This is a genomic window from Pelomonas nitida (assembly GCF_043555975.1).
Taxonomy (GTDB): Bacteria; Pseudomonadota; Gammaproteobacteria; order Burkholderiales; family Burkholderiaceae_C; genus Pelomonas; species Pelomonas nitida.
Genome location: NZ_JBIGIA010000008.1, coordinates 39,205 through 65,585, shown reverse-complemented (window position 1 = coordinate 65,585; position 26,381 = coordinate 39,205). Strand labels below are relative to the sequence as shown.

The 26,381-nt window shown below is 68.6% G+C and carries 25 protein-coding genes; 16 read left to right on the top strand and 9 right to left on the bottom strand.

Translation table 11 applies throughout. The features are described from left to right. Nucleotides 1-280: 280 nt before the first annotated feature. The 3 genes from hpf (at nt 281) to hprK (ending at nt 2,348) form a co-directional block, all read left to right on the top strand. The gene (gene hpf / locus ACG00X_RS11965; protein WP_394488407.1) at nt 281-622 is read left to right on the top strand and encodes a ribosome hibernation-promoting factor, HPF/YfiA family; all 342 of its coding nucleotides are present in this window, start codon (nt 281-283) and stop codon (nt 620-622) included. A 257-nt stretch (nt 623-879) separates the two neighbouring features. Next, complete coding sequence (locus tag ACG00X_RS11960; RefSeq protein WP_394488406.1) at nt 880-1,350, top strand: PTS sugar transporter subunit IIA; 471 nt, start codon at nt 880-882, stop codon at nt 1,348-1,350. Between the two features lie 38 nt (nt 1,351-1,388). Beyond that, complete coding sequence (gene hprK / locus ACG00X_RS11955; protein ID WP_394488405.1) at nt 1,389-2,348, top strand: HPr(Ser) kinase/phosphatase; 960 nt, start codon at nt 1,389-1,391, stop codon at nt 2,346-2,348. A gap of 28 nt (nt 2,349-2,376) precedes the next feature. Here the strand turns inward: hprK and fur are convergent, their stop codons facing one another. Then, entirely contained in the window at nt 2,377-2,817 is a 441-nt protein-coding gene (gene fur, locus ACG00X_RS11950) for a ferric iron uptake transcriptional regulator (protein WP_394488404.1), read from the bottom strand. Between the two features lie 103 nt (nt 2,818-2,920). On the opposite strand from fur, the gene ACG00X_RS11945 reads away from it, so the two are divergent. The 9 genes from ACG00X_RS11945 to ACG00X_RS11905 all read left to right on the top strand — a co-directional run bounded on the left by ACG00X_RS11945 (nt 2,921) and on the right by ACG00X_RS11905 (nt 12,915). Beyond that, complete coding sequence (locus ACG00X_RS11945; protein WP_394488403.1) at nt 2,921-3,493, top strand: outer membrane protein assembly factor BamE; 573 nt, start codon at nt 2,921-2,923, stop codon at nt 3,491-3,493. Next, nucleotides 3,493-4,230, top strand: a complete 738-nt coding sequence (gene dapB, locus ACG00X_RS11940) for a 4-hydroxy-tetrahydrodipicolinate reductase (protein WP_394488402.1) — start codon at nt 3,493-3,495, stop codon at nt 4,228-4,230. Before ACG00X_RS11945 ends, dapB begins: the two co-directional genes overlap by 1 nt. 278 nt (nt 4,231-4,508) lie before the next feature. After that, nucleotides 4,509-5,147 carry a MotA/TolQ/ExbB proton channel family protein gene (locus tag ACG00X_RS11935; RefSeq protein WP_394488401.1) on the top strand — a complete coding sequence of 213 codons (639 nt, stop codon included), beginning with the start codon at nt 4,509-4,511 and terminating at the stop codon, nt 5,145-5,147. Nucleotides 5,148-5,270: 123 nt separating this feature from the next. Beyond that, nucleotides 5,271-5,654: an ExbD/TolR family protein gene (locus tag ACG00X_RS11930; protein WP_394488400.1), complete on the top strand. Its 384-nt coding sequence runs from the start codon at nt 5,271-5,273 to the stop codon at nt 5,652-5,654. Nucleotides 5,655-5,694: 40 nt separating this feature from the next. Next, on the top strand, nt 5,695-8,325 hold the full coding sequence (gene leuS, locus ACG00X_RS11925; protein WP_394488399.1) for a leucine--tRNA ligase: 2,631 nt from the start codon (nt 5,695-5,697) through the stop codon (nt 8,323-8,325). Nucleotides 8,326-8,329: 4 nt separating this feature from the next. Continuing rightward, on the top strand, nt 8,330-8,815 hold the full coding sequence (locus ACG00X_RS11920; protein WP_394488398.1) for an LPS-assembly lipoprotein LptE: 486 nt from the start codon (nt 8,330-8,332) through the stop codon (nt 8,813-8,815). Beyond that, nucleotides 8,815-9,885, top strand: a complete 1,071-nt coding sequence (gene holA, locus ACG00X_RS11915) for a DNA polymerase III subunit delta (RefSeq protein ID WP_394488397.1) — start codon at nt 8,815-8,817, stop codon at nt 9,883-9,885. Before ACG00X_RS11920 ends, holA begins: the two co-directional genes overlap by 1 nt. Nucleotides 9,886-9,923: 38 nt before the next feature. Continuing rightward, a complete protein-coding gene (locus ACG00X_RS11910) occupies nt 9,924-10,511 on the top strand; it encodes a methylamine utilization protein (RefSeq protein ID WP_394488396.1) in 588 nt (195 codons plus the stop codon). A gap of 10 nt (nt 10,512-10,521) precedes the next feature. Next, entirely contained in the window at nt 10,522-12,915 is a 2,394-nt protein-coding gene (locus tag ACG00X_RS11905) for a putative bifunctional diguanylate cyclase/phosphodiesterase (RefSeq protein WP_394488395.1), read from the top strand. A 6-nt stretch (nt 12,916-12,921) separates the two neighbouring features. Here the strand turns inward: ACG00X_RS11905 and ACG00X_RS11900 are convergent, their stop codons facing one another. Genes ACG00X_RS11900 through thiL form a run of 3 tightly spaced genes read right to left on the bottom strand, consistent with a single transcriptional unit; the run spans nt 12,922 to nt 14,946 of the window. Beyond that, nucleotides 12,922-13,419, bottom strand: coding sequence for a CinA family protein (locus ACG00X_RS11900; RefSeq protein ID WP_394488394.1), 498 nt, complete (start codon nt 13,417-13,419; stop codon nt 12,922-12,924). Between the two features lie 4 nt (nt 13,420-13,423). Then, the gene (locus ACG00X_RS11895; protein WP_394488393.1) at nt 13,424-14,011 is read right to left on the bottom strand and encodes a phosphatidylglycerophosphatase A family protein; all 588 of its coding nucleotides are present in this window, start codon (nt 14,009-14,011) and stop codon (nt 13,424-13,426) included. Further along, nucleotides 14,008-14,946: a thiamine-phosphate kinase gene (thiL, locus tag ACG00X_RS11890; RefSeq protein ID WP_394488392.1), complete on the bottom strand. Its 939-nt coding sequence runs from the start codon at nt 14,944-14,946 to the stop codon at nt 14,008-14,010. Before thiL ends, ACG00X_RS11895 begins: the two co-directional genes overlap by 4 nt. A gap of 106 nt (nt 14,947-15,052) precedes the next feature. On the opposite strand from thiL, the gene ACG00X_RS11885 reads away from it, so the two are divergent. From ACG00X_RS11885 to ACG00X_RS11875, 3 genes are all read left to right on the top strand, one after another. After that, entirely contained in the window at nt 15,053-17,350 is a 2,298-nt protein-coding gene (locus ACG00X_RS11885) for an NADP-dependent malic enzyme (RefSeq protein ID WP_394488391.1), read from the top strand. 243 nt (nt 17,351-17,593) lie between these two features. Continuing rightward, nucleotides 17,594-18,010, top strand: a complete 417-nt coding sequence (locus ACG00X_RS11880; protein ID WP_394488564.1) for a guanyl-specific ribonuclease — start codon at nt 17,594-17,596, stop codon at nt 18,008-18,010. A 56-nt stretch (nt 18,011-18,066) separates the two neighbouring features. After that, entirely contained in the window at nt 18,067-18,462 is a 396-nt protein-coding gene (locus ACG00X_RS11875; RefSeq protein ID WP_056873061.1) for a barstar family protein, read from the top strand. A 220-nt stretch (nt 18,463-18,682) separates the two neighbouring features. Here the strand turns inward: ACG00X_RS11875 and rsmA are convergent, their stop codons facing one another. Genes rsmA through ACG00X_RS11860 form a run of 3 tightly spaced genes read right to left on the bottom strand, consistent with a single transcriptional unit; the run spans nt 18,683 to nt 23,188 of the window. Next, a complete protein-coding gene (gene rsmA, locus ACG00X_RS11870) occupies nt 18,683-19,447 on the bottom strand; it encodes a 16S rRNA (adenine(1518)-N(6)/adenine(1519)-N(6))-dimethyltransferase RsmA (RefSeq protein ID WP_394488390.1) in 765 nt (254 codons plus the stop codon). Nucleotides 19,448-19,502: 55 nt separating this feature from the next. Next, on the bottom strand, nt 19,503-20,771 hold the full coding sequence (locus ACG00X_RS11865; protein ID WP_394488389.1) for a peptidylprolyl isomerase: 1,269 nt from the start codon (nt 20,769-20,771) through the stop codon (nt 19,503-19,505). 41 nt (nt 20,772-20,812) lie between these two features. Then, entirely contained in the window at nt 20,813-23,188 is a 2,376-nt protein-coding gene (locus ACG00X_RS11860; protein WP_394488388.1) for an LPS-assembly protein LptD, read from the bottom strand. 80 nt (nt 23,189-23,268) lie between these two features. Here ACG00X_RS11860 and ACG00X_RS11855 point away from each other — a divergent pair, with 80 nt between their 5' ends. Beyond that, complete coding sequence (locus ACG00X_RS11855; protein ID WP_394488387.1) at nt 23,269-23,820, top strand: hypothetical protein; 552 nt, start codon at nt 23,269-23,271, stop codon at nt 23,818-23,820. Between the two features lie 6 nt (nt 23,821-23,826). On the opposite strand, the gene ACG00X_RS11850 is transcribed toward ACG00X_RS11855, so the two are convergent. After that, on the bottom strand, nt 23,827-24,774 hold the full coding sequence (locus ACG00X_RS11850; protein WP_394488386.1) for a LysR family transcriptional regulator: 948 nt from the start codon (nt 24,772-24,774) through the stop codon (nt 23,827-23,829). Nucleotides 24,775-24,887: 113 nt separating this feature from the next. Further along, complete coding sequence (locus tag ACG00X_RS11845; protein WP_394488385.1) at nt 24,888-26,363, bottom strand: M20 family metallopeptidase; 1,476 nt, start codon at nt 26,361-26,363, stop codon at nt 24,888-24,890. Between the last annotated feature and the right edge of the window lie 18 nt (nt 26,364-26,381).

Below are 26,381 nucleotides of genomic sequence, written 5' to 3'. Positions count from 1 at the left end.
GGTCACCGAGGGTGACTGCTGTCCAAGAAGGGCTCCATGGGGCAAATAGCCGCGGATTATTGCACCGGCGCAAGTCGTGAAAGAAGGCGCGCAAAGGAGACCTGACCTACGGCAAAAGCTCAGTGTCATCCCCTTGTCATGCCGCGGCTTCGCGCGCAAACTGGACTCGTCAATTTCCTCACTCCCACCCACCTCCGCTACCTGTAAACACCCTCCTCCTTCCCCGCTATCCGGTTTTTCTGGTTCTGTTTTTCGACCCCATCCTCTGAAAGGAGGCTCTATGAATCTGACGATCAGTGGCCATCACCTCGAAGTCACGCCAGCCTTGCGTGAGTACGTCATGACCAAGCTGGACCGTGTCACTCGCCACTTTGACCAAGTCGTGGACATCAACGTCCTGCTGACCGTGGAAAAGCAAAAGGAGAAGGAACGCCGCCAGCGCGCGGAAGTGACCCTGCACGTGAAGGGCCGCGACATCTTTGTCGAACAGTCACATGAAGACCTTTACGCCGCCATTGATCAACTGATGGACAAGCTCGACCGCCAGGTCTGCCGGCACAAGGACAAGGTGCAAGACCATCACCACGCCTCGGCCAAACGCCTCGAGGTTCCGGCCCGCTGAACGGCGAGGCATCAAAACAGGGCGGCCTGCGGGCCGCCTTTTTTTGCGATGTGCAATCCAGGCCAACTAGCCGCAATCGGTTGTTGCTGCAGTGCCGCAAAAACACGCATTCGGGGGTCGCCGGCGGCGTTTTCCACACCGAGAGAACCTGGCGGCCACCCCAAATCGGTCCGCAGTTCCATAATCTGCCACTCTGATCGACCCACCGTCCGTTTTAGGCCGCGCCCACCGGCGCCCCCGACATTCGGCCCCCAGCCATGAACCGTCTCGCCGCCATCCTGCCCGCCGACAACGTGTTGGTGCATGTGGATGCGTCCAGCAAAAAGCGCGCCTTTGAACACGCCGGCCTGCTGTTCGAAAACCATCACCAGATGGCCCGTGCGCTGGTCACCGACAACCTGTTCGCCCGGGAGCGGTTGGGGTCCACGGGCCTGGGCCATGGCGTGGCGATCCCACACGGCCGCGTCAAGGGCCTGAAGAACCCGCTCGCCGCCGTGCTGCGGCTGCAGCAAGCCATCGCGTTCGACGCGCCGGACGACGAGCCCGTGGGCCTGCTGATCTTCCTGCTGGTGCCCGAAGCGGCCACCCAGCGGCATCTGGAAATCCTGTCCGAAATCGCCGAAATGCTGTCCGACCGGGATCTGCGCGAGCAACTCAAGACCGAGGCAGAGGCAGCCACGCTCCACAAGCTGATTTCGGCTTGGGAACCTTTGAAATCGGTCGCCTAACCCCGCCGATACGCGCTTCGTACAAACCCTGGCCTCAATTGAAACCAACCTCGATCAGCGCCGAGCGGCTGTTTGAAGAGCACCGCGAAGCGCTCCGCTGGGAGTGGATCGCCGGGCACGCGCATCCGGAACGCCGTTTCGACGAAGCGGCGGTCCGCGACGCGCAGAGCGCGGCCGATCTGGTGGGTTATCTGAATTACATCCACCCGTACCGGGTGCAGATCGTTGGCCGGCGCGAGGTGGCCTACCTCAGCCAGGAGAGCACGGAAGTCCAGGACCGGCGCATCTCCCGCATCGTCACGCTGGAGCCGCCGGTCATCATCATTGCCGACGACGCGGTGGCGCCGCCGCGCCTGGTCGCGATGTGCGATCGCGCGGAGATTCCGCTGTTCCGCACGAAGGAGTCCGCCGGCCATGTGATCGACCTGGTGCGCGGCTACCTGTCGCAACTGTTCGCCAACCGCACGACGCGCCACGGCGTGTTCATGGACATCCTCGGCCTGGGCGTGCTGTTGACGGGCGAGTCGGGCCTGGGCAAGAGCGAACTGGGGCTGGAACTCATCTCGCGCGGCCACGGCCTGGTCGCCGACGACGCGGTGGATTTCTTCCGCATCGCGCAGACCGCCATCGAAGGCCGCTGCCCCGATCTGCTGCTCAACCTGCTGGAAGTGCGCGGCATCGGGCTGCTGGACATCAAGGCCATCTTTGGCGAGACGGCCGTGCGCCGCAAGATGCGCCTCAAGCTCATCGTGCACCTGGTGCGCAAGGAGACGATGGAGCGCGACTTCGAACGCCTGCCCTACGAGCCGCTGCACGAGGACGTGCTGGGCATGACGGTGCGCAAGGTCGTCATCGCCGTGGACGCCGGCCGCAACCTCGCCGTGCTGGTGGAGGCCGCCGTGCGCAACACCATCCTGCAGCTGCGCGGTATCGACACCTACAAGGAATTCGTCGAGCGCCACCAGCGCGCCATCGACAGCGGCTCGATCGAGGGCTGAGCGCCGCTCGTAGCGCGCCGCCGCCGGCTCAGCTGCGGTTGGGGCAGTCCTTCTTGACGCAGGTGGCGTAGAGCGCCAGCGAGTGTTCCTGGAGCTGGAAGCCGCGCTCGCCCGCGATGGCGTGCTGGCGCTCCTCGATCCCCTTGTCGAAGAATTCCTCGACCTTGCCGCAGTTCAGACACACCAGGTGGTCGTGGTGGTGGCCCTCATTGAGCTCGTAGACGGCCTTGCCGGTCTCGAAGTGGTTGCGGCTCAGCAGGCCCGCCTGCTCGAACTGCTGCAGCACACGGTAGACGGTCGCCAGGCCGATGTCGGCGCCCTCGCCCAGCAAAGCCTTGTAAACATCTTCTGCCGTCATGTGTCGCTGCGCCGAGCGCTGGAAGATCTCGAGGATCTTGATGCGCGGCAGCGTCGCCTTGAGGCCGCTGTTCTTGATGTCGCTGGTCTGTGTCTTGGCGGAGGAAGGCATGGCGCAAAGGACCGGAGCGCCGAAGGGCGCACCGCTAGAATCCGCGCGATCATAGCCAGCCGAGCCTTCGGCCGGTGCTTTCTGCCCCACCAGCTGCTGCCCGATGCGCCCCTTGCTTGCCTCTCTCCCGCTGCTTGCGTTGCTCGGCGGCTGTTCTTATCTCCCCAACTGGGCCCAGTTGCCCTCGGTCACCGGCGACAAGGTGCTGGGCCTCGTGACGCCCTATCGCGTCGAGGTGGTGCAGGGCAATGTGCTGACCAAGGAGATGGTCGCCCGCGTGAAGCCCGGCATGAACAAGGCCCAGGTGCGCGACCTGCTCGGCTCGCCGCTGCTGACCGACATCTTCCACGAGTCGCGCTGGGACTACCCGTTCACCATCAACCGCCAGGGTGCCACGCCGCAGAAGCGGCTCGTCATCGCGGAATTCGACGGTGACCGGCTGAAGACGCTCACGGTGCCAGACGATCTGCCGACCGAGAACGAGTTCGTCGCGGCCGTGAACACCTTCAAGCCCAACCGCAAGCAGCCCAAGCTGGAGCTGACCGAAGCGGAGCGCACGGCCCTGCCGCCGCCAAAGCGCAGCGCCGATGCGGCGCCGACCGCCGCCGCCGAAGGCCCCGCGCCTGGCCGCACCTACCCGCCGCTGGACGCCGCACCCGCAAAGGCAGGCTCGTGATGCTGAAGATCGCCGTCATGGGCGCCTCCGGGCGCATGGGCAAGATGCTGATTGAGGCCGTACAGGCGGCCGACGACTGCGCGCTGCACATCGCGCTGGACAAGGGTGACGACGTGCGCGCAGGCCTGGCCGGCGCCGACGTGATGATCGACTTCACGCGCCCCGAGGCCACGCTGGCCCACCTGGCCGTCTGCGCCGATCTCGGCGTCAAGGCCGTCATCGGCACGACGGGCTTCGACGAAACCCAGAAGGCCGAGATCGCCCGCTTCGCCGAGCGCACGGCTGTCGTCTTCGCGCCCAACATGAGCGTGGGCGTGAACGTCGTGCTCAAGCTGCTGGATCTGGCGGCCCGTGCGATGAACGAGGGCTTCGACATCGAGATCGTCGAGGCTCACCACCGCATGAAGGTCGACGCGCCCAGCGGCACCGCGCTGCAAATGGGCCAGGTGGTGGCCGACGCGCTGGGCCGCGACCTCAAGGCCTGCGCCGTCTACGGCCGCGAAGGCGTGACCGGCGTGCGCGACCCGTCCACCATCGGCTTCGCCACCGTGCGTGGCGGCGACATCATCGGCGACCACACCGTGCTGTTCGCCGGCATGGGCGAGCGCATCGAGATCAGCCACAAGGCCAGCAACCGCACGATCTACGCCCAGGGCAGCCTGCGCGCCGCGCGCTTCCTGGCCGGTCAACGCGTCGGCCTGTTCGGCATGAACGACGTGCTGGGCTTCGCCCGCTGAAATTAACGTGAACCCCTCGCCCGGTCTCGCCCCGGCTGAACGCCGGCAAGCCCAGTCGGTCTTGCAGACCACGCAGCCGGCAGAGCGGCTGCCCCTCGGCAGGCACGACGAGTCCTCAGGACTCGCCGTGTCCGGCCTCGGCCCCCAAGGGGACGGCGATGCTTGCGGCATTGAGCCGCAAGCACATCGCCCACCGGGCCGGCTTGGGGCGGCCCGGCGCTCGGCCCGAAAACACTTTCATGCGTCGCGCCTGGCGCGCTGCGCCAGGAATAACTGACATGTTCACGGCGTTCTGGGCTCAGAGCGATCTCATAGGCCGCGCCGTGGCCCTGCTGCTGCTGGCCATGTCGGTCAGTGGCTGGGCGCTGATTCTCTGGAAGACCTGGCTGCTGCGCCGCGCGCGCCGCGGCCTCGTGCGCGCGGTGCCAGCCTTCTGGGCCGCGGCCGGCGTGAGCGAAGGGCGTGATGCGCTGCAGAACTTCGACACCGAGCAGCTGCTGCTGCCGCTGCTCGACGCTGCCACCGCCGAAACCCGTGCGGCCACGCTGGATGCTGCGGGCAGGCGCGAATCCCGCCTGACGCGCCGCCTGCGCGATGCGCTGCACGCCGTGTTGGCCCGGCTGCAATTCGGCCAGGTGCTGCTGGCCTCGGTCGGCGCCACGGCGCCCTTCGTCGGCCTGTTCGGCACGGTCTGGGGCATCTATCACGCGCTGGTCAGCATCTCCGCGGCGGGCAACATCACGATCGAGAAGATCTCCGGCCCGGTCGGAGAGGCGCTGATCATGACGGCGGCCGGGCTGGCGGTCGCCATTCCCGCCGTGCTGGCCTACAACGTCTTCGGCAAGATGGTGGCGGCCTGCGAGGCCGACCTCGAAGGCTTTGCGCACGACCTGCGCGAGCTGCTGGATCACGACTGAAGCCATGAAGCCCGCACGCGAGCTTCGATCACGCCCCCCCGAGGGGGCGCATCAGCGCCTGCGGGCGGCCGGGCGGCGTTGATGGCTTTCGGCCGGCTCGAAAAGCCCGAGGGCTCGCGCCCCATGAGCGACATCAACATGACGCCGCTGATCGACGTCATGCTGGTGCTGCTGGTCATCTTCATGATCAGCGCGCCGCTGATGACCGCGTCGCTGCGGCTGGACCTGCCGAAGAGCGAGGCCGCCACGCCGAGCGAGACGCCGGCCTTCATCGCCGTGGCCATCACGCCGGACGGCAAGCTGCACCTGGACAAGGACGAACTCGACGCGCCGGCCTTCCAGCAGCGCATCTCCGAGCTGGGCCGTGCGAACACGCAGCTGGAAGTGCAACTGCGCGCCGACCGCGCCGTGCCCTATGGGCAGGTGGCCGAGCTGATCGGCTGGGTGCAGGCCGCCGGGCTGAACCGCATCGCCTTCGTCGCGCAGGCGGCCGCTTCAGCCCCGTGACCGAAGGGTTGGCCGAGAGGGGCCACCTACAATTTGGCGCATGAACGCCAAGACCGAAGCGCCCAGCTACCAACCGAACGAGATCGAAGCCGCCGCCCGCGCCTATTGGACGGAGCGCGACGCCTACCGCGTGACCGAGGACGCGAGCAAGCCGCACTTCTACGCCTGCTCCATGCTGCCCTACCCCAGCGGCAAGCTGCACATGGGCCATGTGCGCAACTACACGATCAACGACATGCTGGCCCGCCAGCTGCGCATGAAGGGCTACAACGTCCTCATGCCCATGGGCTGGGACGCCTTCGGCCTGCCGGCCGAGAACGCCGCGATGAAGGGCAAGGTGCCGCCCGCGCAGTGGACGTACTCCAACATCGCCTACATGAAGGGCCAGATGCAGGCCATGGGCCTGGCCATCGACTGGAGCCGCGAGGTCGCGACCTGTCAGCCCAGCTACTACAAGTGGAACCAGTGGCTGTTCCTGAAGATGCTGGAGGCCGGCATCGCCGAGCGCCGCACGCAGGTCGTCAACTGGGACCCGGTGGACCAGACCGTGCTGGCCAACGAGCAGGTCATCGACGGCCGCGGCTGGCGCTCGGGCGCGCTGGTCGAGAAGCGCGAGATCCCCGGCTACTACCTGAAGATCACGCAGTACGCCGAGGAGCTGCTGTCGGCGGTCGCCAACCCGGAAGACCCCAACTACCTCAGCGGCTGGCCCGAGCGCGTGCGGCTGATGCAGGAGAACTGGATCGGCAAGAGCCAGGGCGTGCGCTTCGCGTTCCCGCACACGATCGAAGGCGGCGGTGGGCGCCTGTGGGTGTTCACGACCCGCGCCGACACCATCATGGGTGTGACCTTCTGCGCCGTGGCGCCGGAACACCCGCTGGCCACCATCGCGGCCAAGACCAAGCCCGAGGTGGCTGCGTTCATCGAGGAATGCAAGGCCGGCGGCACGACCGAGGCCGAGCTGGCCACGCAGGACAAGAAGGGCGTGCCCACGGGCCTGTTCGTCACGCACCCGATCACGGGCGCGCAGGTCGAGGTCTGGGTCGGCAACTACGTGCTGATGAGCTATGGCGACGGCGCCGTCATGGGCGTGCCGGCGCACGACGAGCGCGACTTCGCGTTCGCGAACAAGTACGGTCTGCCGATCAAACAGGTCGTCGATATCGACGGCCAGGCCTACGACGACAAGCGCTGGGCCGAGTGGTACGGCGACAAGACACGAGGCCGCTGCATCGAATCGGGCGTGCTGAACGGCCTGTCGCATGTCGACGCCGTCAACAAGGTCGCTGAGCTGCTGGCCGCTCAAGGCATCGGCGAGAAGAAGACCACCTGGCGCCTGCGCGACTGGGGCATCAGCCGCCAGCGCTACTGGGGCACGCCCATCCCCATCATCCACTGCGACGATTGCGGCGTGGTGCCGGTGCCCGAGAAGGACCTGCCGGTCGTGCTGCCCGAGGACCTGATCCCCGACGGCAGCGGCAACCCGCTGAACAAGCACGCCGGCTTCCTGAACGTGGGCTGCCCGAAGTGCGGCAAGCCGGCGCGCCGCGAGACGGACACGATGGACACATTCGTGGACTCGTCGTGGTACTTCATGCGCTATTGCGACCCGACCAACGACCAGGCCATGGTCGCGGACGGCACGAAGTACTGGATGCCGATGAACCAGTACATCGGCGGCATCGAGCACGCCATCCTGCACCTGCTGTACGCGCGCTTCTGGACCAAGGTCATGCGCGACCTGAAGCTGGTCACGGTCAGCGAGCCGTTCGAGAAGCTGCTGACGCAGGGCATGGTGCTCAAGGGTGCGTTCTTCCACAAGCCCGAGGGCGGCGGCAAGGACTACTACTGGGACCACGAGATCGACGTCATCCACGACGACAAGGGCGGCATCCTCGGCGCCACGCTGAAGAAGGACGGCACGCCGCTCGAGTACGAGATGACGACCATGTCCAAGTCCAAGAACAACGGCGTGGACCCGCAGGCGCTGATCGACCAGTACGGCGCCGACACGGCCCGCCTGTTCGTCATGTTCGCGAGCCCGCCGGAGCAGACGCTGGAGTGGAACGACGCGGCCGTGGAAGGCGCGCACCGCTTCCTGAAGCGCGTGTGGAACTTCGGTGCGCGCAATGCCGACGCCATCAAGACCGGCGGCAGCGACTTCGCCGCGCTGAGCGGTGACGGCAAGGCGCTGCGCCGCGAGGTGCACAACGTGCTCAAGCAGGTCAGCTACGACTACGAGCGCATGCAGTACAACACCGTCGTCTCCGGCGCGATGAAGCTGCTGAACGCGCTGGAAGGCTTCAAGGCCGAAGGCCAGGCTGCGGCGGTGCGTGACGGCTTCTCGGTGCTGCTGCGCGTGCTCTACCCGGCCACGCCGCACATCAGCCACACGCTGTGGCAAGACCTGGGCTTCGCCGCCGAACTGGGCGACCTGCTCGACGCGCCCTGGCCCACGGTCGACGAGGCTGCGCTGGTGCAGGACGAGATCGAGCTGATGCTGCAAGTCAACGGCAAGCTGCGCGGCTCGGTCAAGGTGCCGGCCGGTGCCGACAAGGCCGCCATCGAGGCCGCCGCACTGGCCAACCCCGAGTTCGCCAAGTTCAGCGAAGGCAAGGCGCCGAAGAAGGTCGTCATCGTGCCGGGCCGCCTCGTCAACATCGTGGTTTAACGCGATGCAGCGCCGCGCCCTCCTCCTCGGTCTGACGGCCCTCGCCGGCTGCGGCTTCGAGCTGCGCCGCGAGCCCGAGCTGCAGTTCAAGACGCTGGCGCTGACCGGCTTTGCGCCCGACTCGCTGCTGGCCGCCGGCCTGAAGCGCCAGATCAAGCGCACGCCGGTGCAGATCGTCGACGACCCCAGCCGCGCGCAGGTCGTGCTGGAGGTGCTCAACGAGCACCGTGACCGCACGGTGGTCGCGTCCACCAGCGTGGGCCAGGTGCGCGAATGGCAGCTGCGGCTGCACTTCGACTACCTGATCCGCACGGCGGCCGGCGAGCTGCTGCTCCCCAAGGTCGAGCTGGCCCTGACGCGCGACATGAACTACACCGAGACGACGGCGCTGGCCAAGGAGCAGGAGGCCGCCAACCTCTACGGCGCGATGCAGTCCGACGCGATCGCGCAGGTCATGCGCCGCCTCGCGGTCATCAAGATCCAAAGCTGATGCAACTCCGCGCGGACGGCCTGGGCGCCCACCTCAGCAAGGGCCTGGCCCGCATCTACACCGTGCACGGCGACGAGCCGCTGCTGGCGCAGGAAGCGGCCGATCAGATCCGCGCCGCCGCCCGCGCACAGGGCTTCGGCGAGCGGCAGATCTTCATCGTCTCCGGCGCCTATTTCGACTGGGCGCCGGTGCTGGCCGCCGCGCAGGCGATGAGCCTGTTCGCCGAGCGCCAGTTCATCGAGATCCGCATCCCCAACGGCAAGCCCGGCAAGGACGGCTCCGAGGCCTTGCAGCGCTATGCCGAAGCCGCGCCCGACGACGTGCTCACCCTCGTCACGCTGCCGCGGCTGGACAAGACCCAGCTCTCCAGCGCCTGGTTCACCGCGCTGGACGGCCACGGCGTGTCCATCCGCGTCGAGCCCGTCGAGCGCCGGATGCTGCCGGCCTGGCTGGCGCAGCGGCTCAAAGCCCAGGGCCAATCGGTGCCCGAAGGCGAGGACGGCCAGCGTGCGCTGGCCTTCTTCGCCGACCGCGTGGAAGGCAACCTGCTGGCCGCCCACCAGGAGCTGCAGAAGCTCGCGCTGCTGCACCCCCAGGGTGAGCTGACGCTCGGCGACATCGAGGCCGCCGTGCTGGACGTGGCGCGCTTCGACGTGTTCAAGCTCAGCGAGGCCGTGCTGTCCGGCAACGTGCCGCGGCTCTTGCGCATGCTGGACGGCCTGGAGGCCGAGGGCGAGGCCGCCGTGCTGGTGCACTGGAACCTGGCCGAGGACGCCCGCGCGCTGGCCCGTGTGCGCGCCGCGCTGGACGCCGGCCGCCCGCTGCCGATGGCCATGCGCGAGGCCCGCGTCTGGGGTGCGAAGGAGCGGCTGGTGGAGCGCATTGCGCCGCGCCTGGACGGCGCCCAGGCCGGCCGGCTGATCCAGGCCGCGCAGGTGTGCGACGGCCTCGTCAAGGGTCTGCGCCATCCCGACTGGCCCAGCGACCCCTGGGCCGCCCTGCGACGATTCGCGCTGATGCTGGCCGAAACCGCCAGCGGCAAACCCGGGGTGGCCCTCACCGTGCGCTGAGCGCGATTGGGCTATCGTCGGCCCCTGAGCCCGCCGCCATGACGCCCTTTCGCCGCCTCGCTGCCACCGCCGCCGTCCTGGCCCCGGCCGCCACGTTCGCCGCACCGGTCACCGTGCAATTGGCCGGGCCGGACGGGCAGCCGCTGGCCGGTGCCGCTGTGGCCGTGGAGGTGCACGGCCGCGCCGCGAAGACGACGACGGCCCGGGCGGAGATGGGCCAGCGCGACCGCCAGTTCACACCCCAGTTGCTGATCGTGCAGACCGGCACGGCCGTGAGCTTCCCGAACTTCGACACCGTGCGGCATCACGTCTACTCGATCTCGCCGATCAAGGTCATCGACATCAAGCTCTATGCCGGCACGCCGGCCGAACCCATCGTCTTCGACAAGCCCGGCGTCGCCACGCTGGGCTGCAACATCCACGACCGCATGAGTGCCCATGTCGTCGTCGTCGACACCCCGCTCTTCGCGCGGACCGACGCCCGCGGACAGGCGACGTTCGACATTCCCGCCGGCGAGCACACCGTCAAGGCCTGGCACGCCGGGCAGCGGTCCGCCACGCTGCAGAGCCTGCGCCTGGACGTGCCAGCCGACGGTGGCACGCGCACCCTGACCCTGACCGACTGACCCCTTCGCCATGCGCTGGCCCTCCTGGCTGAACCCCCACCGTCTCGAAGGCCGCATCGCCGGCCTCTTCCTCGGGCTGCTGCTGATCGTGCAGGCGCTCAGCTTCAGCGCCATCCGCGCCAGCATCACGCACGACGCCGACGAATCCCTCGCCGCCGAGCTGCACACCGGCGAGCGCGTGTTGCAGCGCCTGCTGGAGCAGCGGGCCGGCAAGCTGCGCGACGCCGCCGAGCTGCTGGCCAAGGACTACGGCTTTCGCACGACCATCGGCCTGTCGCTGACCGAACAGGGCACCGCCGAGACCATCCGCGATGCGCTCGCCAACCAGGGCGAGCGCGTCGGCGCGTCGGTCGTCGCGTACTTCGACGACCAACAGCGCCTGGTCACCGCGACGCGCGACGGTGCGGCCGCCTTCGGCGGCGCGCTGCGCCAGCTCGTGGGGGCGCGCGACGGCGGCATGCTGGCCGTGCAGGGCGGGCAGGCCTATCAGCTGGTCGCCGTGCAGGTGCGCACGCCGGCGCCCGTCGGCTGGGTGCTGATGGGCTTCGCACTGGACCAGACGGTGCTGGACGACCTGAAGGCGCTGTCGGAGCTGGAGGGCGTTGCACTGCTGCAGGCGCCGGGCCAGGCCTGGCAAGGCATGGTCAGCACACTCGGCCCGCAGGCGGCAGGCGCCCTGGCGTCGCAACTCACGGCAGCCGCACCGGGCGACGGCGTGCTGGCGCTGGCCGGCGAGCGCATGCGCGCGCGCTTCGTGCCGCTGTTGCAGGGTGAACAGCGCCTGGGCGTGCTGTTGCTGCGCTCGCTGGACGCCGCGCTCGCACCGTACCGGCAGCTGCAAGTCGTGCTGCTCGCGCTGACGCTGCTGAGCGTCGCCGTGTTTGCGCTGTTCAGCGTGCTGCTGGCGCGTGGCATCGGCGGCCCCATCGCGGCGTTGTCCGGCGCCGCACGGCGGCTGGAGGGCGGCGACTACGACACGCCTGTGCCGTCGTCATCGCGTCTCGCCGAAGTGCACGAACTGGCGCTCGCCCTCGAAAGCATGCGTGAGGGCATCCGCCGCCGCGAGATGCTCGTGAACCACCTCGCCTATGTGGACCCGCTCACCTTGCTGCCCAACCGGGCACGCTTCGCCGAGCTCCTGCAGCATCACCTGACCCAGGGCCACACCACGGGCGCCGTGCTGATGCTGGATCTGGACCGCTTCAAGCATGTCAACGACGTGCTGGGCCACGACATCGGCGACCGCCTGCTGCAGAGCGTGGCAGGCCGCCTGCAGGCGCTGTGCGAGCCGGCGCACTCGGTGCTCGCGCGACTGTCGGGCGACGAGTTCGCCATCCTGCTGACCCACACCGACGCGATGCTCGCAAGCGAGACGGCGCTGACCATCCTGAAGGACTTCGAGAACCCCCTGCAGCTCGGCAACGAGACGGTGGACCTCAGCGCCGGCATCGGCATCGCGCTGTTCCCCGAACATGGCAACGAGGTCAACCTGCTGCTGGGCCGGGCCGAGCTGGCCATGTACGCGGCCAAGGCACGCCAGTGTGGCAGCCTGATCTACCACGCGCAGCTGGACGCCGGCAGCCAGGAGTCGCTGTCGCTGCTGTCGGAGATGCGCCGCGCCGTCGAGAACGACGAGCTGCGGCTGTTCCTGCAGCCCAAGATCGACCTGCAGACCGGCCGCGTCATCGGCGCCGAGGCGTTGGTGCGTTGGCAACACCCGACCCGCGGCCTCGTGCCGCCCATGCAGTTCATCCCCTTCGCCGAGCAGACGGGCTTCATCCGCATGCTCAGCGCTTGGGTGCTGTCGGGCGCCGCCAGGTTCGCGCGCGACGCACTCGATGCAGGGCTGAACCTGCGGCTGTCGGTCAACCTCTCCACGCGCGACCTGATGGACCAGGACCTGCCCGCCAAGATCGAGGCGCTCATCACGCCGCGCAACGTGCCGGCCAGCGCCCTGTGCCTGGAGATCACCGAGAGCGCCATCATGGACGACCCCGAACGCGCGCTGTCGACGCTGGAGCATCTGCACGCGATGGGCTTCAAGCTGTCCATCGACGACTTCGGCACCGGCTATTCGTCGCTGGCCTACCTGAAGCGGCTGCCCGTGGACGAACTCAAGATCGACCGGAGCTTCGTCATGGCCATGGAGCGCGACCTGGACGACGCGCGCATCGTGCGCTCGACCATCGAGCTGGCGCACAACCTGGGCCTGACGGTCGTTGCCGAAGGCCTGGAGACCGCCAAGGCCTGGGCCTTGCTGGCCCAGCTGGGCTGCGACGAGGGCCAGGGTTACTTCATCGGCAAGCCCATGCCGCAGGAAGATTTCATCGCCTGGGCGCAGGCCTGGGCCCCTCCCGAAGCCGGCACGCTGACGGCCGAAAGCGTGCTGGCGCAGCTGGGCTGAACGGGCTCAGCGCTCCCGGTCTTCCAGTGCCTCGCACAGCGCCGCCAGCCCGGCCGCCACCGTCTGCGCGCGCACCGCGAGGCGGTCGCCGCTGAAGAGCTCCCGCCACACCTGCGCTGGCCGGCCCGCGTGCACCAGTGCCAGCCAGACCGTGCCGACCGGCTTGGCCTCGCTGCCGCCCGTGGGCCCGGCAATGCCGGTGACCGACAGCGCCCAGTCGACGGGCGCGTGCGCCAGCAGGCCGCGCGCCATGTGTTCGGCCACCTCGGCACTGACCGCGCCGTGCTGCGCAATCAGCGCCTTGGGCACGCCCAGCAGCTCGGTCTTGGCCTCGTTGCTGTAGCTGACGACGCCACGCTCGAACCATTGGCTGGAGCCGGCGATGTCGGTGCAGGCGGCGGCGATGAGGCCGCCGGTGCAGCTCTCGGCCGTGCCGACGCGCTCACGCCGCTGCGTCAGGGCCACGGCGATGCGCTCGACCAGTTCGGCGTTGTCGGTAGTCATGACATCACCCCAGGAAGTGGCGGTACAGCGCGATGACGGCGAGCGTACAGCCGGCCGCCACGAAGTCGTCGAACAAGATGCCGAAGCCCTGGGCCCAGGTGACGGGCCGCCCGCGTTCGCCCTTGAACAGGCGGTCCGCCCAGCCGACGGGGCCGGGCTTGGCCGCGTCGAAGAAGCGGAACAGGCCGAAGGCCACAAGCTGCGCGACGAACGAGGCCGGGCCGATCAGCCACAGCACCAGCCAGAACGCCAGCACCTCGTCCCACACGATGGCGCCCGGGTCGGCGGTGTTCAGGTCACGCGCGCAACGTGTGCAGGCCCACCAGCCGACAACGGTGCCGCCGGCGATCAGCGCCGCCCAACCCACATCGTTGAGCCACGGCGCGATGACCCAGAACGCGAGCCACGCCCACAGCGTGCCAACCGTGCCCGGCGCCTTGGGGCTGAGCCCGCTGCCAAAGCCCAGCGCGATCCAGCGCGCCGGGTGCCGCAGCATGAAGGCCGGCGTCGGCCGGATGGGGGCCCGGGTGGGCTCGGGCATCGCCACCGGCGGCTCAGCGGGCGAGGTGTCTTGGGTGGGGGAATCGCTCATGACGAAAAGTGGTCGAAGGACTGCAGGCCATGCGCGACGGCCTCGCCGCGGCCATCCACGACGCGCAGGCCGGGCTCGGCCTCGATGACGCCGATGCGCGTCAGCGCGACGCCGACATCCGGCAGCCGGGCGCCCGGCGGCGCCGTGAACACCAGCTCGTAGTCGTCCCCACCGGCCAGCCCGCACAGGTGCCGCAACGCCACGGGCTGAGACGCGAGCACGGCGCTGCGCGGCAAGGCGTCCACGTCCAGCCGCGCCCCGACACCCGAGGCGGCCAGCACATGGCCCAGGTCGCCCAGCAAGCCGTCGGACACATCGATGGCCGAGGTGGCCAGGCCCCGCAGCGCCTGGCCGAGGGCCAGCCGCGGCGTCGGCCGCTCCATGGCCTCGCGCACGGCCGCGAAACCCGCGCCGTCCAACGCCACAGAGCCGCGGAAGACCTCCAGCGCCAGCCGCGCATCACCCAGCGTGCCGGACACCCAGATCTCGTCGCCCACGCGCGCGCCGCTGCGCAGCAGCGCCTGGCCGGCCGGCGCCTCGCCAAACACCGTGATGCACAGGTTCAGCGGGCCCTGCGTCGTGTCACCGCCGACCAGCGGGCAGCCGTGCGCGTCGGCCAACGCCAGCAGGCCGCCCGCGAAGCCGGCCAGCCAGGCCTCGTCGGCGCGCGGCAACGCCAGCGCGAGCGTGAAGCCGCGCGGCGTGGCGCCGCAGGCTGCCAGGTCGCTGAGGTTGACCGCCAGCGCCTTGTGGCCGAGCCGGGCCGGGTCGACCGTGGACAGGAAATGCCGCCCCTCCACCAGCATGTCGCTGGACACCAGCCAGCGCTGGCCGGGCGTGGGCGCCAGCACCGCGCAGTCGTCGCCCACGCCGACATCCACGCCGGCCGGCGCTGGGCGCTGGAAAAAGCGCCGGATCAGATCGAATTCACCCATGGCCGCGATTGTCTCCGTGTGGACATCCGCAGCCACCCGACCCGGGTGCAGTGGCATGATTCCCACCCCGCCGGCCGAACCAGGCCGACTTTTGCCCGCTTTCGACATGCCCAGCCCAGAAGAAAAACGCGCCCAGCTCCGCCAGGCCGCTCTCGAATATCACGAGTTCCCGACGCCGGGCAAGGTCGCGATCGCGGCGACCAAGCAGCTCGTCAACCAGCACGATCTCGCGCTGGCCTATTCGCCCGGCGTGGCCGCCGCCTGCGAGGAAATCGTCGCCGACCCGGCCAACGCCTTCCGCTACACCTCGCGCGGCAACCTCGTCGCCGTGGTGTCCAACGGCACCGCCGTGCTGGGCCTGGGCAACATCGGCCCGCTGGCCTCCAAGCCGGTCATGGAAGGCAAGGGCGTGCTGTTCAAGAAGTTCGCCGGCATCGACGTCTTCGACCTCGAAGTGGCCGAGAACGACCTCGACAAGCTGGTCGACTGCATCGCCGCTCTCGAGCCCACCTTCGGCGGCATCAACCTCGAAGACATCAAGGCGCCGGACTGCTTCTACGTCGAGCGCGAGCTGCGCAAGCGCATGAAGATCCCGGTCTTCCACGATGACCAGCACGGCACGGCCATCGTCGTCGGCGCCGCGTTCCTGAACGGCCTGAAGGTCGTCGGCAAAGACATCACCAAGGTCAAGCTCGTCACCTCGGGCGCCGGCGCCGCCGCGCTCGCCTGCCTGGGCCTGCTGGTCAAGCTGGGCCTGCCGCGCGAAAACATCTGGGTGACCGACCTGGCCGGCGTCGTCTACGAGGGCCGCACCGAGCTGATGGACCCCGACAAGGCGGAGTTCGCCCAGAAGACCAGCCAGCGCACGCTGCGCGAGGTCATCGACGGCGCCGACGTCTTCCTGGGGCTGTCTGCCGGCGGCGTGCTGAAGGCCGACATGGTGGCCACGATGGCCGCCAAGCCGCTGATCTTCGCGCTGGCCAACCCGACGCCCGAAATCCTGCCCGAGGAAGTCCAGAAGGTGCGCAGCGACGCCATCATGGCCACGGGCCGCACGGACTACCCCAACCAGGTCAACAACGTCCTGTGCTTCCCCTACATCTTCCGGGGCGCACTGGATTCGGGCGCGACGACGATCAACGTCGAGATGGAGATCGCCGCCGTCCACGCCATCGCCGACCTGGCCCAGGCCGAGCTGAGCGAGGTGGTGGCCGCCGCCTATGTCGGCGCGACGCTGTCCTTCGGCGCCGAATACCTCATCCCCAAGCCCTTCGACCCGCGCCTGATGATGCGCATCGCGCCGGCCGTCGCCAAGGCCGCGATGGACTCGGGCGTTGCCGCCCGGCCCATCACCGACTGGGACGCCTACCGCGAAAAGCTGCAGAGCTTCGTCTACGCCTCCGGCAACACGATGAAGCCCATCTTCACCGCCGCCAAGCGGGCGCCCAACAAGCGCGTCGCCTACGCCGAGGGTGAAGAAGAGCGCGTGCTGCGCGCGGCCCAGGTCGTCGTCGACGAAGGCCTGGCCCGCCCGACGCTGGTCGGCCGCCCGGCCGTCATCGCCGAGCGCGCCGAGCGCTTCGGCCTGCGGCTGCAGCAAGGCCGCGACTACGACGTCGTCAACGTCGAGCACGACGACCGCTACCGTGACTACTGGCAGACCTATCTGCGCATGACAGAGCGCAAGGGCGTCACGCAGCAGCTCGCCAAGATCGAGATGCGCCGCCGCCTGACGCTCATCAGCGCCATGCTGCTGCACAAGGGCGAAGTGGACGGCATGCTGTGCGGCACCTGGGGCACGACGGCCACCCACCTGCAGTACATCGACCAGGTCATCGGCAAGCGCGCCGGCGTCAAGACCTACGCCTGCATGAACGGGCTGATCCTGCCGGGCCGCCAGGTCATGCTGGTCGACACCCACGTCAACTACGACCCGACCGCCGAGCAGCTAGCCGAGATCACCATCATGGCCGCGCAGGAGATGTGCCGCTTCGGCCTGAGCCCGAAGGCCGCGCTGCTGTCGCACAGCAACTTCGGCACGAGCGACAAGCCCTCCGCCGTGAAGATGCGCGACACGCTGGCGCTGGTCCAGCAACTGGCGCCGTGGCTGGAAGTTGACGGCGAGATGCACGGCGACACCGCGCTGGATGCCGGCTACCGCAAGCAGCTGATGCCGCACAGCACGCTCAGCGGCGAGGCCAACCTGCTGGTGCTGCCCAACATCGACGCCGCCAACATCTCCTACAACCTGCTCAAGACCACCGCCGGCGGCGGCATCGCCATCGGCCCGGTGCTGCTGGGCGCAGCCAAGCCGGTGCACGTGCTGACGCCGTCGGCCACCGTGCGCCGCATCGTCAACATGACCGCGCTGACGGTCGCCGACGCCAACGCGGCCCGCGCCTGAGCGGGCTCCCGCCGTCGAAAGAGTTCGGGCCCCAGCGGGCCCGAACTCCCTGAATTGACAGAAGTTTTCAAGGGCAATTTCCCGTCATTGACCGATCAGAAATCCATATTTATCAAGGGCTTGGCAAGGTGTGAGCGCAGGCTCACATGCCGAAAATCCAGAGTCCACCGGCGGGATCTGGCTTGAGCTTTCGGGGTCGCTTCGGTACCATGTTGGTTTTCTGAACAGGGTAAACCCGTGTTTTTGCTCTCGTGGCTGGCGCGCTCAAGCGCCTCGGCGGTCACTACCGCCCTGCTGCTTGCCGGCCTGGCCGGAGGCACGCAAGCCAAGGAAGCCCCTCCCACCGCCAAGCCCGCTCTGGCTGAAATTTCGCTGAGCGAGCTGCCCGTCCAGGCCCAGGAAACACACCGGCTCGTGCTTGCCGGCGGCCCGTTTCCCAATGCCAAAGACGGCGTGGTGTTCGGCAATCGCGAGCGCCTGCTGCCCAGCAAGGCACGCGGCTTCTATCGCGAATACACGGTCAGGACCCCTGGCGCACGCAATCGGGGCGCCCGCCGCCTCGTGTGTGGCGGCACACCGCCCACCGCGCCGGAGGTCTGTTACTACACCGGCGATCACTATGCCAGCTTCCAGCGCATTCGCGCCGAGGCGGCCCGGTGAAGGCCGAGCGAAGACGAGTTTTGGCTGTTTTGTGACTTGAAAGGAGGAACGCGACCATGCTTTTGCAGACCGTCCGTCCCAATATCGTGCAGGCCATCAGGGCCTACCGGGTCGAGGACTTGATGCAGGCCGCTCAAGAGGCGGGCCAGCATTTCCTGTATGCCAACCTGTCGGAGGCGCAGTCCAAGCAGGACGTGCTCGACGGCATCGCTCAGGCCTTTTTGTTCCCGGCACATTTCGGCAAGAACCTGGACGCCCTGCATGACTGCATGACCGACCTCGTCCACAAGGCCGGCAGCCAGCCCGGCTTTGTCGTCGTGCTGGAGCAGTTGCCCGACAACGTGCGCTTTGATCGCGAGGCGCGCGAGCAGCTGCTCGATGTCTTCCGCGACACGGCCGACTACTGGGCCGACCGGAAGATCCCCTTCCGGTGTTTCTATTCTTTTCAGTAGCCCGCTCCCAAGAAAACGGGTCATGGGAGCGGGCTGCTGAGGTGGCCCCGGTGGTTGAGAAGCCTGCGGCGAAGAGCGCGAAGGCAACGATTGGCAATCCCAACTTCGGCATGAACATGCCGATGATGTGCAGCGCCTTTGATACGTCGATGTGGCTCAGCGCGGCATGACGCTCTGACGCTCGATGACAAAACGGGACCCTCGGGTCCCGTTTTGCATTTCAGCCCGCCACTTCGAGCGCGAGCCCCACGAACTCGGCGACCGGCACTTCCTCGGCCCGGCGCTGCAAATCGAAATGCCCCGTGTAGCCGCGCTCGGCGAGCCACTTGCCGAGGCTGTGGCGAAGCAGCTTGCGGCGCTGCGAGAACGCGCTCGCGACCAGTTCGCCCAGCAGCTTGGCGTCCAGCGCCGGCGGCGTCTTGAGCGGCACCATGCGCACGATGGCGGAGTCCACGCGCGGCGGTGGATCGAAGGCCTCGGGCGGCACGTCCAGCACCGACTCGATGTCATAGCGCCACTGCAGCATGACGCTCAGACGGCCGTAATCCTTGCCGCCCGGCCCGGCCGCCATGCGGTCGACGACTTCCTTCTGCAGCATGAAATGCTGGTCGACGACGTCGTCCACCGCGTCCAGCAGATGGAAGAGGATGGGCGTGGAGATGTTGTAGGGCAGGTTGCCGACGACGCGCAGGCGTGCCGCCTTGGTGCGCGCCAGGTCGCGGAAGTCGACCTTGAGCACGTCGCTCTCGATGACCTCCACGTCGCCACGCTGGCGCAGCCGCGCCGCGAGATCGCGGTCCAGCTCGATGACGGTCAACGGCTTGTGCCGCGCCAGCAGCGGCAGCGTCATCGCGCCCAGCCCCGGCCCGATCTCGACGAGCGTTTCGCCCGCCTGCGGATCGATGAGGTCGACGATCGCCTCGATCAGCGCCTTGTCGGTCAGGAAATGCTGGCCAAACCGCTTGCGCGGGATGTGCGACTTCATGCGCAGCCACCCATCGGCCGGCCGACTCGCGACAGGCGCGGCGCGCGATCCGGCCTCAATCCAGCCATTCACGCACCTCGACGAACGCCTTGGCGCGCAGTTCCTTGACCCAGTCCTGGTAGACCTCGTCGTACTTCTGCTCGCGCAAGGCATTGCGTGCCTGTTCGCGGAGCTGGCGCGGCTCGATGTCGACCGTGCGGCGCTCCAGCACCTGGATCAGGTGCACGCCGAAACGCGACATGACCGGTCCCGAAATCCCGTTCAGCGCCAGGCCGTTCATGGCCTCTTCGAACTCGGGCACGAAGCCGCCGGCACCCATCCAGCCGAGGTCACCGCCCGCTTCGGCGCTGCCGTCCTCGGAGTTGGCACGCGCCAGGTTCTCGAACTTGGCCTGGCCGGATTCGATCTGGCGCTTCATCTCGGCCAGCCGGCGGGCGGCGACTTCGGCCGTCAATTGCGCCGACGGGCGCAGCAGGATGTGGCGAGCGTGCGTCTGCAGGCTCTGCGTCATCGACGCGCTCCCCTGCCGCTCGACGACCTTGAGGATGTGAAAGCCCGCGCCACTTCTCAGCAGCTGCGGCGCGACCTGACCGCTCTTCACGTCGCGCACGGCGTTGACGAAGATGTCGGGCAGCCGGTCGGCCGGCCGCATGCCGATCTCGCCGCCGCGCGCCTTGTTGCTGTCTTCGGAGACGTCGCGCGCCACGGCGCCGAAGTCCTCGCCTGCCTTGATGCGGGCCAGCGCCGCCTCGGCGCGCGCGCGGCGCTCGGCCACGATCGCGTCAGACGCGCCTTCGGGCACCGTCACCAGCACCTGGGCCAGGTTGACCTGACCGCCCTGCTCCAGCGCGGCGCGCTTCTTGTCGAGCCAGGCGTCGATCTCGGCGTCCGTGACCTTGATGCGGCCCTGCACCTCGCGCTCACGCACGCGCTCGGTCATCATCTGGTCGCGCAGGTTCTCGCGGAAGCTCTTGTAGTCGGTGCCGTCCTGCTTGAGGCGGTCGCGCAGCTGGGCGAGCGTCAGCTTGTTCTGGGCGGCAACGTTGGCCACGACGCGGTCCAGTTCGGCCTCGTCGATCTTGTTGCCGTTTTCGCGCGCATAGGTGATGAGCACGCGGTCCTCGATCAGCGCTTCCAGCGCCTGCTTGCGCAGCCCGGCCGTCTCCGGCATGACCTCGCCCTTCTGGCGCGCCTCCTGGCGCAGCCGCTCGGTGCGCTGAACGACCTCGCTGGCGGCCACGACGTCCTGGTTGACCACAGCGGCGATGTAGTCCCCCGGCTGCAGCGTGGGCGCGGTCTGGGCCGAGGCGGAACAAGCGGCCAAGGCCAGCGTCACTGCAATGAAAGAGGGAGCGAAGCGATGGATCATGGTAGGAAGTCTGAACTCGGCGAGCGGTCGGAACTCAGCCGGCGGTAACCTGGCACATTGTCCTTCAAGACCTTCAGCGCGTTGGAGCCCAGCTGGCTGAGCCCGACGAGCTCCAGCTGCAGCATCACGCGGGTGTTGGTTTCGGCGCGGCCGGTGGACAGGCGCTCGAGGCCGAAGCGCATCACCCAGCAACCGGCGTCGTACTCGAAGCCCGCGACGGAGTCGGTCAGGCGCTTGTCGCGCATCGAGTACTGCACCCGACCGGCGCTGTACCAGGCGCCGCCGCAGCTGCTACCGGCATTCGCGCCACGCTGCGTGATCGGCTGGCCGTACAGCGGCCATTGCCATGCCAGCTCGACCTGCTCGCTGGACGCGCGCGCATAACGATAGGCCACGCTGACCGTCTTGAACGGCCCCGGCGAGTAGCGCAGGCGCATCACGGAGCGCACCGAGCGATTGGTCTCGGGGTTGAACTCCAGCGTGTTGTCGGCCCACCAGCGCTCCTCCAGGTGGGTCGCCGCCGACAGCAGCAGGTCGGAGAAGCGCTGCGCCACGGGCAGGCCGTCAGGCGTGACGAGCTGATCGCGGAACTGCACACGCTGCGCGATGCCCAGGCGCAGGACTTCCTCGCCTTTGGCGGTGCTGACCCAGCGGCTGGTCGCGCCGAAGATCAGCGCATGCATGTCCGACACCTTGTCCACACCGGAGAACTGGTTGTCGGTGTAGATGGAGTCGAAGTTGAAATCCTTGGCCGCCGCGTCGAAGTTGGGCAGGTTGGACTGGTCGCGATAGGGCGTGTTCACGTAGAACAGGCGCGGCTCCAGACTCTGGCGCATGTCGCGGCCGAACAGCGTCGTGTCGCGCTCGAAAACCCAGCCGTGGTCGATGCTGAACGTCGGGATGACGCGGCTCATGCGGCGGCGGCCGTCGCTCAACGGCTGGTCGAGGTCGTAAGCCGCGCCGTTGAAGGACACCCGCGGGATGAACCACCAGGCTTCCCCCCCCAGCGGGGCCGCCACATGGCCCAGCGCGTGCACACGCTGGCCGCCAGGCACCTGCCCGGCCCGTGCAGAGGCCGGCAGGTCGAAGCGGTTGTATTCCAGCTCCAGCCCACCCTCCAGCCGCGCCTTGCGGCCCCACGGTCGGAAGTTGTCGAGCACCGCCTCGTCGGCCGCAGTCGTCACGCGGACACCCATCTGCGGGCTGCGCTGGTAGGGCGAGTCGAACTGCGACAGCGCGTCGGTGCCCTGCAGCGTCTGCCAGCGCTGCACGCGGGCGTAGGTATCGATGGCGCCCCAGGACAGCTCGCGGTGGCGGCCCAGGGACAAGTCGCTGGCCAGCAGACGCGGCGTCTGACTCTCGACGCGGCGGGACAGGTCCTTCCAGTAATCGTCGTCCGAGACGCGCTCGCTCTTCAACCGGTAGCGCCAGTCGCCCAGCTTGCCGTCGTTGTTGAGCTTGAGGCTCCAGCGCGACTGGCCGAACACCCGGTCCCCCGGCAGCAGGTCGACGTTGACGCGGCCCGCATGGTCGGGCTCCAGATAGCGGAACTCGCCATCGACGCCCACGCCACGCTTGGTCATGACAAACGGCGTCAGCGTCACATCGCGCTGCGGCGCGATGTTCCAGTAGTAAGGCACACCCAGCTCGAGGCCGCTGCGGTTGTCCAGAAAGATGCTGGGCGGCAGCCAACCGGACTTGCGCTCCGAACTGAGCGGGAAGCTCAGCGCCGGCGCCGCGAGGATGGGCACACCCTGGAAGCGCAGCACGGCGCCTTCGGCCTTGCCCTCGTTGCCGGCGAGGTCCAGATGCAGCTGCTTGGCGGTGATCTGCCAGGCCGGCTCCTGGTCGTCCACGATCGGGCAGCTGGTGTAGCTGCCCTGGGTGGCGCTGAGGTGCTCGCTGTCCAGGAACTTCACCACCTGCGCCTTGCCGGCGCCGCCGGTGGCCTTCAGGAAGAAACTGGGCGTCAGGAACTCGCCCTCGAAGCGATTCACGTACAGCCGCAGCAGCGGGCCGCTGAAGACATTGCCGTTGTGGTCGATGCGCACCTGGCCTTCGGCCGTCGCGAGGTCGTCCACGACGCGGTAGTTCACCCTGTCGGCCGTCAGCACCATCTCGCCATAGCGCAACTCGGCGCCTTCGGTGGCGTCCGCCTGCTGATCCACCTGCGCGGTGATGCGGCCGGCACTGATGACGAGAGCCGGCTTGGCCGGCGACTTGGCCGGCGCCCCCAGCACCCGACTGGGCCGCAGCGGCACGCCCTCGTCAGCCTCCGACGGCAGCGCCGACGCCTGCCCCCAGGCATACAGAGCCAGAGCGATCAGGGTGGGCAGCGGGGCGGGATGGGGGGGGCGGGACGGACGCGGCACGTGCGGCAAGAACGCGAAGTCGGAGGTTGTCGCCGAGGCCGGCTTCTTAGAATTTCATTATCCACGAGCCCCCTCTTCCCATGACAACTCCCCACGATGCGCTCATCGCTGCGCTGCAGGCCGCACCCGGCGACGCCGACCGACTGATGCGGGCGGCCTGCGCCGAGCTGCGCGAGCGCCCCGCCGCCGTCTCGGCGCCCGACGTCGCCGCGCTGCGTGCGGGCCTGGCCCGCATCGCCGACACAGGCCTCGACGTGGTGCTGCAGCGCCTCATGGACGACGCGCCCGACGGCCAGGTGACGCAAGGCATCGCCACGCTGTTGCGCCCACCGGAACTCGCCTGGGATGAGGCGCAGGAAATCGACTGGGCCGCTCGCCATTGGGAGGCCTGCCGGGCCGCCGGCCAGCTGGACGAGACGCTGGCCGCCGACTTCGGCGACTACTGGCGTCGGCTGGAATGGAGCGCGCTGCGCCAGCATCTCGCGCTGCTGGGCCAGGGTCACGCCGAGGAGCGCCGACTGCTGGCCTATATCGTCAAGACAGCATCGCGCTATGTGGCGCTCGCACCGCTGAAGCGGGCGATGGAGGCGCGCTTCCCAGAATTCTTCGAGCTGGGCTTCAGCCTGCGCTGACAGCCGCTACGGGCAGGTCGCGCAACCCGCCGCCACCAGCCAGGGGTCCTTGTCCTCGCCGCCGAAGACCTCCAGCAGGAAGTCGAGGAAGACCCGCGTGCGTGCCGGCACGTATTTGCGCGTGGGCATGCCCGCCCACAGCGTCGTGCCGAACATGCGCCATTGCGGCAACACGCGCTCCAGCGCCTGCTCCAGCAGCGCGTCTTCCACCATGAAGCTCGGCAACCCGGCGATGCCCAGGCCGTGCAGCGCGGCGGCGTAGTTGGTGTCCATGTGCGTCGTCGCCAGCGTGGCGCGGTGCGGCGACATCGGCAGCGTGATCTCCTCGCTGCCATCGCCGCGCTGCAACGTCAGGCCGCGCATCATGGCGGCCGTGGGCGGCACCAGCGCGTCGTGCTGTTTCAGCTCGTGTGGATGCTGGGGCCGGCCGCGGCGGTCGAGATAGTCCGGCGCCGCGCACAGGATGAATTCGCTGCGCGCGAGGCGCCGCGCGATGAACTCGCCGTCCGGCACCTCGCGGGTCAGGAAGATCGTCAGGTCGTAGCTGTCGTCCACCGTGTCGACCGGGCCGGGTGACGTGATCTCCAGCGTCACCGCCGGGAACTCACGGTGAAAGCCTGGCAGGCGCTTGGCCAATTGGTGCACCGCGATGGCGGGCGGGCACAGCACGCGCAGCAGGCCGCGCACTTCCTGCGTGGCCGAGGCCGCCAGCGCGGCCGCCTCGTCGACATCGGCCAGGATGCGCCGCGCACGCTCCAGGTAAGCCTCGCCGATCTCGGTCAGCGAGAGCCGCCGCGTCGTGCGGTTCAGCAGCCGGGTGCCGAGGTGCTCCTCCAACTCCGCCACCAGCCGCGTGACGACGGCGGGCGCCAGGTCCAGCGCACGCGCTGCGGCGGCAAAGCTGCCCTCGTCGATGACGCGGACAAAGACCTTGATCGCCCTTAACTGATCCATGCCCTGACGCTATCTCGCCTGGCTTTTGCACATCGTGACCGGGTGCATTCCCAAGCAAACCCCGCCGATCCGGCCATGCCGGTCGGCACGGGTAGCCCCCTTGAGGGGGTGGCTCACGGATGCGCGGCCATCACCTGGGCCACCGCCGCCGTCAGGCGCTTGCCGTAGGGCACGTGCAGGAACTCATTCGGCCCGTGCGCGTTGCTCTTGGGGCCCAGCACGCCGCAGACCATCATCTGCGCCTTGGGGAAGCCCTTTTGCAGCATGCTCATCAGCGGGATGGTGCCGCCCTGGCCGATGTAGCCCACCGGCGCGCCGAAATGCGTCTGGCTGGCGTCGTTGAGGGCCTGGCTGAGCCAGGGCGACAGGTCCGGCGTGTTCCAGCCGGTTGCCCCGAAGGCGCCGGCCCGGCCATCGGGCGTGAACGTGACCTTGGCGTTGTAGGGCGCGTTGTCTTCCAGCAGCGCCTTGAGCTTGAGCGCCGCCTCGTTGCCATCCACCAGCGGCGGCAGGCGCAGCGACAGCTTGAAGGCCGTGTAGGGCCGCAGCACGTTGCCGGCGTTCTTCAGCTCCGGGAAGCCCTCGGCGCCCACCACCGACAGCGTCGGGCGCCAGGTGCGGTTGAGCAGCACCTCGACCGGGTCCGTCGTCACCGGCAGCACCGGGCCGCCGTCCGCGCCGCAGGCCCAGGGCATGCGCTTGTAGACCTCTTCCTTCAGGATGGCCGCCGTGGCCTGCGCCTGCTCCAGCCGCGCGCCCGGGATCTCGCAATGGAAGCTCTCCGGCAGCAGGCGGCCGGTCTTGCTGTCTTCCAGGCGATCCAGCACCTGGCGCAGGATGCGGAAGCTCGACGGCACGGCGCCCGAGGCGTCGCCGCTGTGGATGCCTTCGGTCAGCACCTCCACCTTGAGCACGCCCGACACCATGCCGCGCAGCGACGTGGTCAGCCACAGCTGCTCGTAGTTGCCGGCGCCGGAGTCCAGGCAGACCACCAGCGACACATTGCCCAGGCGGGCTTTCAGCACGTCCAGATAGGCCGGCAGGTCGAACGAACCGCTCTCCTCGCAGGTCTCGATGAGGCCCACGCAGCGCGGGCGCGGGATGCCCTGCTTGTCCAGCGCCATGATGGCCGTGAGGGACGCGTAGATGGCGTAGCCGTCGTCGGCGCCGCCGCGGCCGTACAGCAGGCCGTTCTCGTACTTGGGTGTCCAGGGCCCGAGGTCGCTGCGCCAGCCGCTGAACTCGGGCTGCTTGTCCAGGTGGCCGTACAGCACGATGCTGTCGTCACAGCCGGCCTTGGTGCCCGGCACCTCGAAGAAGATGACCGGCGTGCGGCCGGGAATGCGGATGACCTCCAGCTTCAGCCCGGCGACCTTCTGGTTCTCGACCCAGGCAGCGGCCTGCGTCAGCACCTTGTCGATGTGGCCGTTCGCCGCCCAGTCGGCGTCGAACATCGGGCTCTTGGCCGGGATGGCGATGTAATCGGTCAGCGCGGGGACGATTTCCTCGTCCCAGACGCGGGCCGCAAAGGCGCCGAGGGCGGTCGCCTCGTCGGCTTGCAGGGGCAGTTGGGGGTCTCGTGCGTTCATGGCGTACTCCTGGCGCTC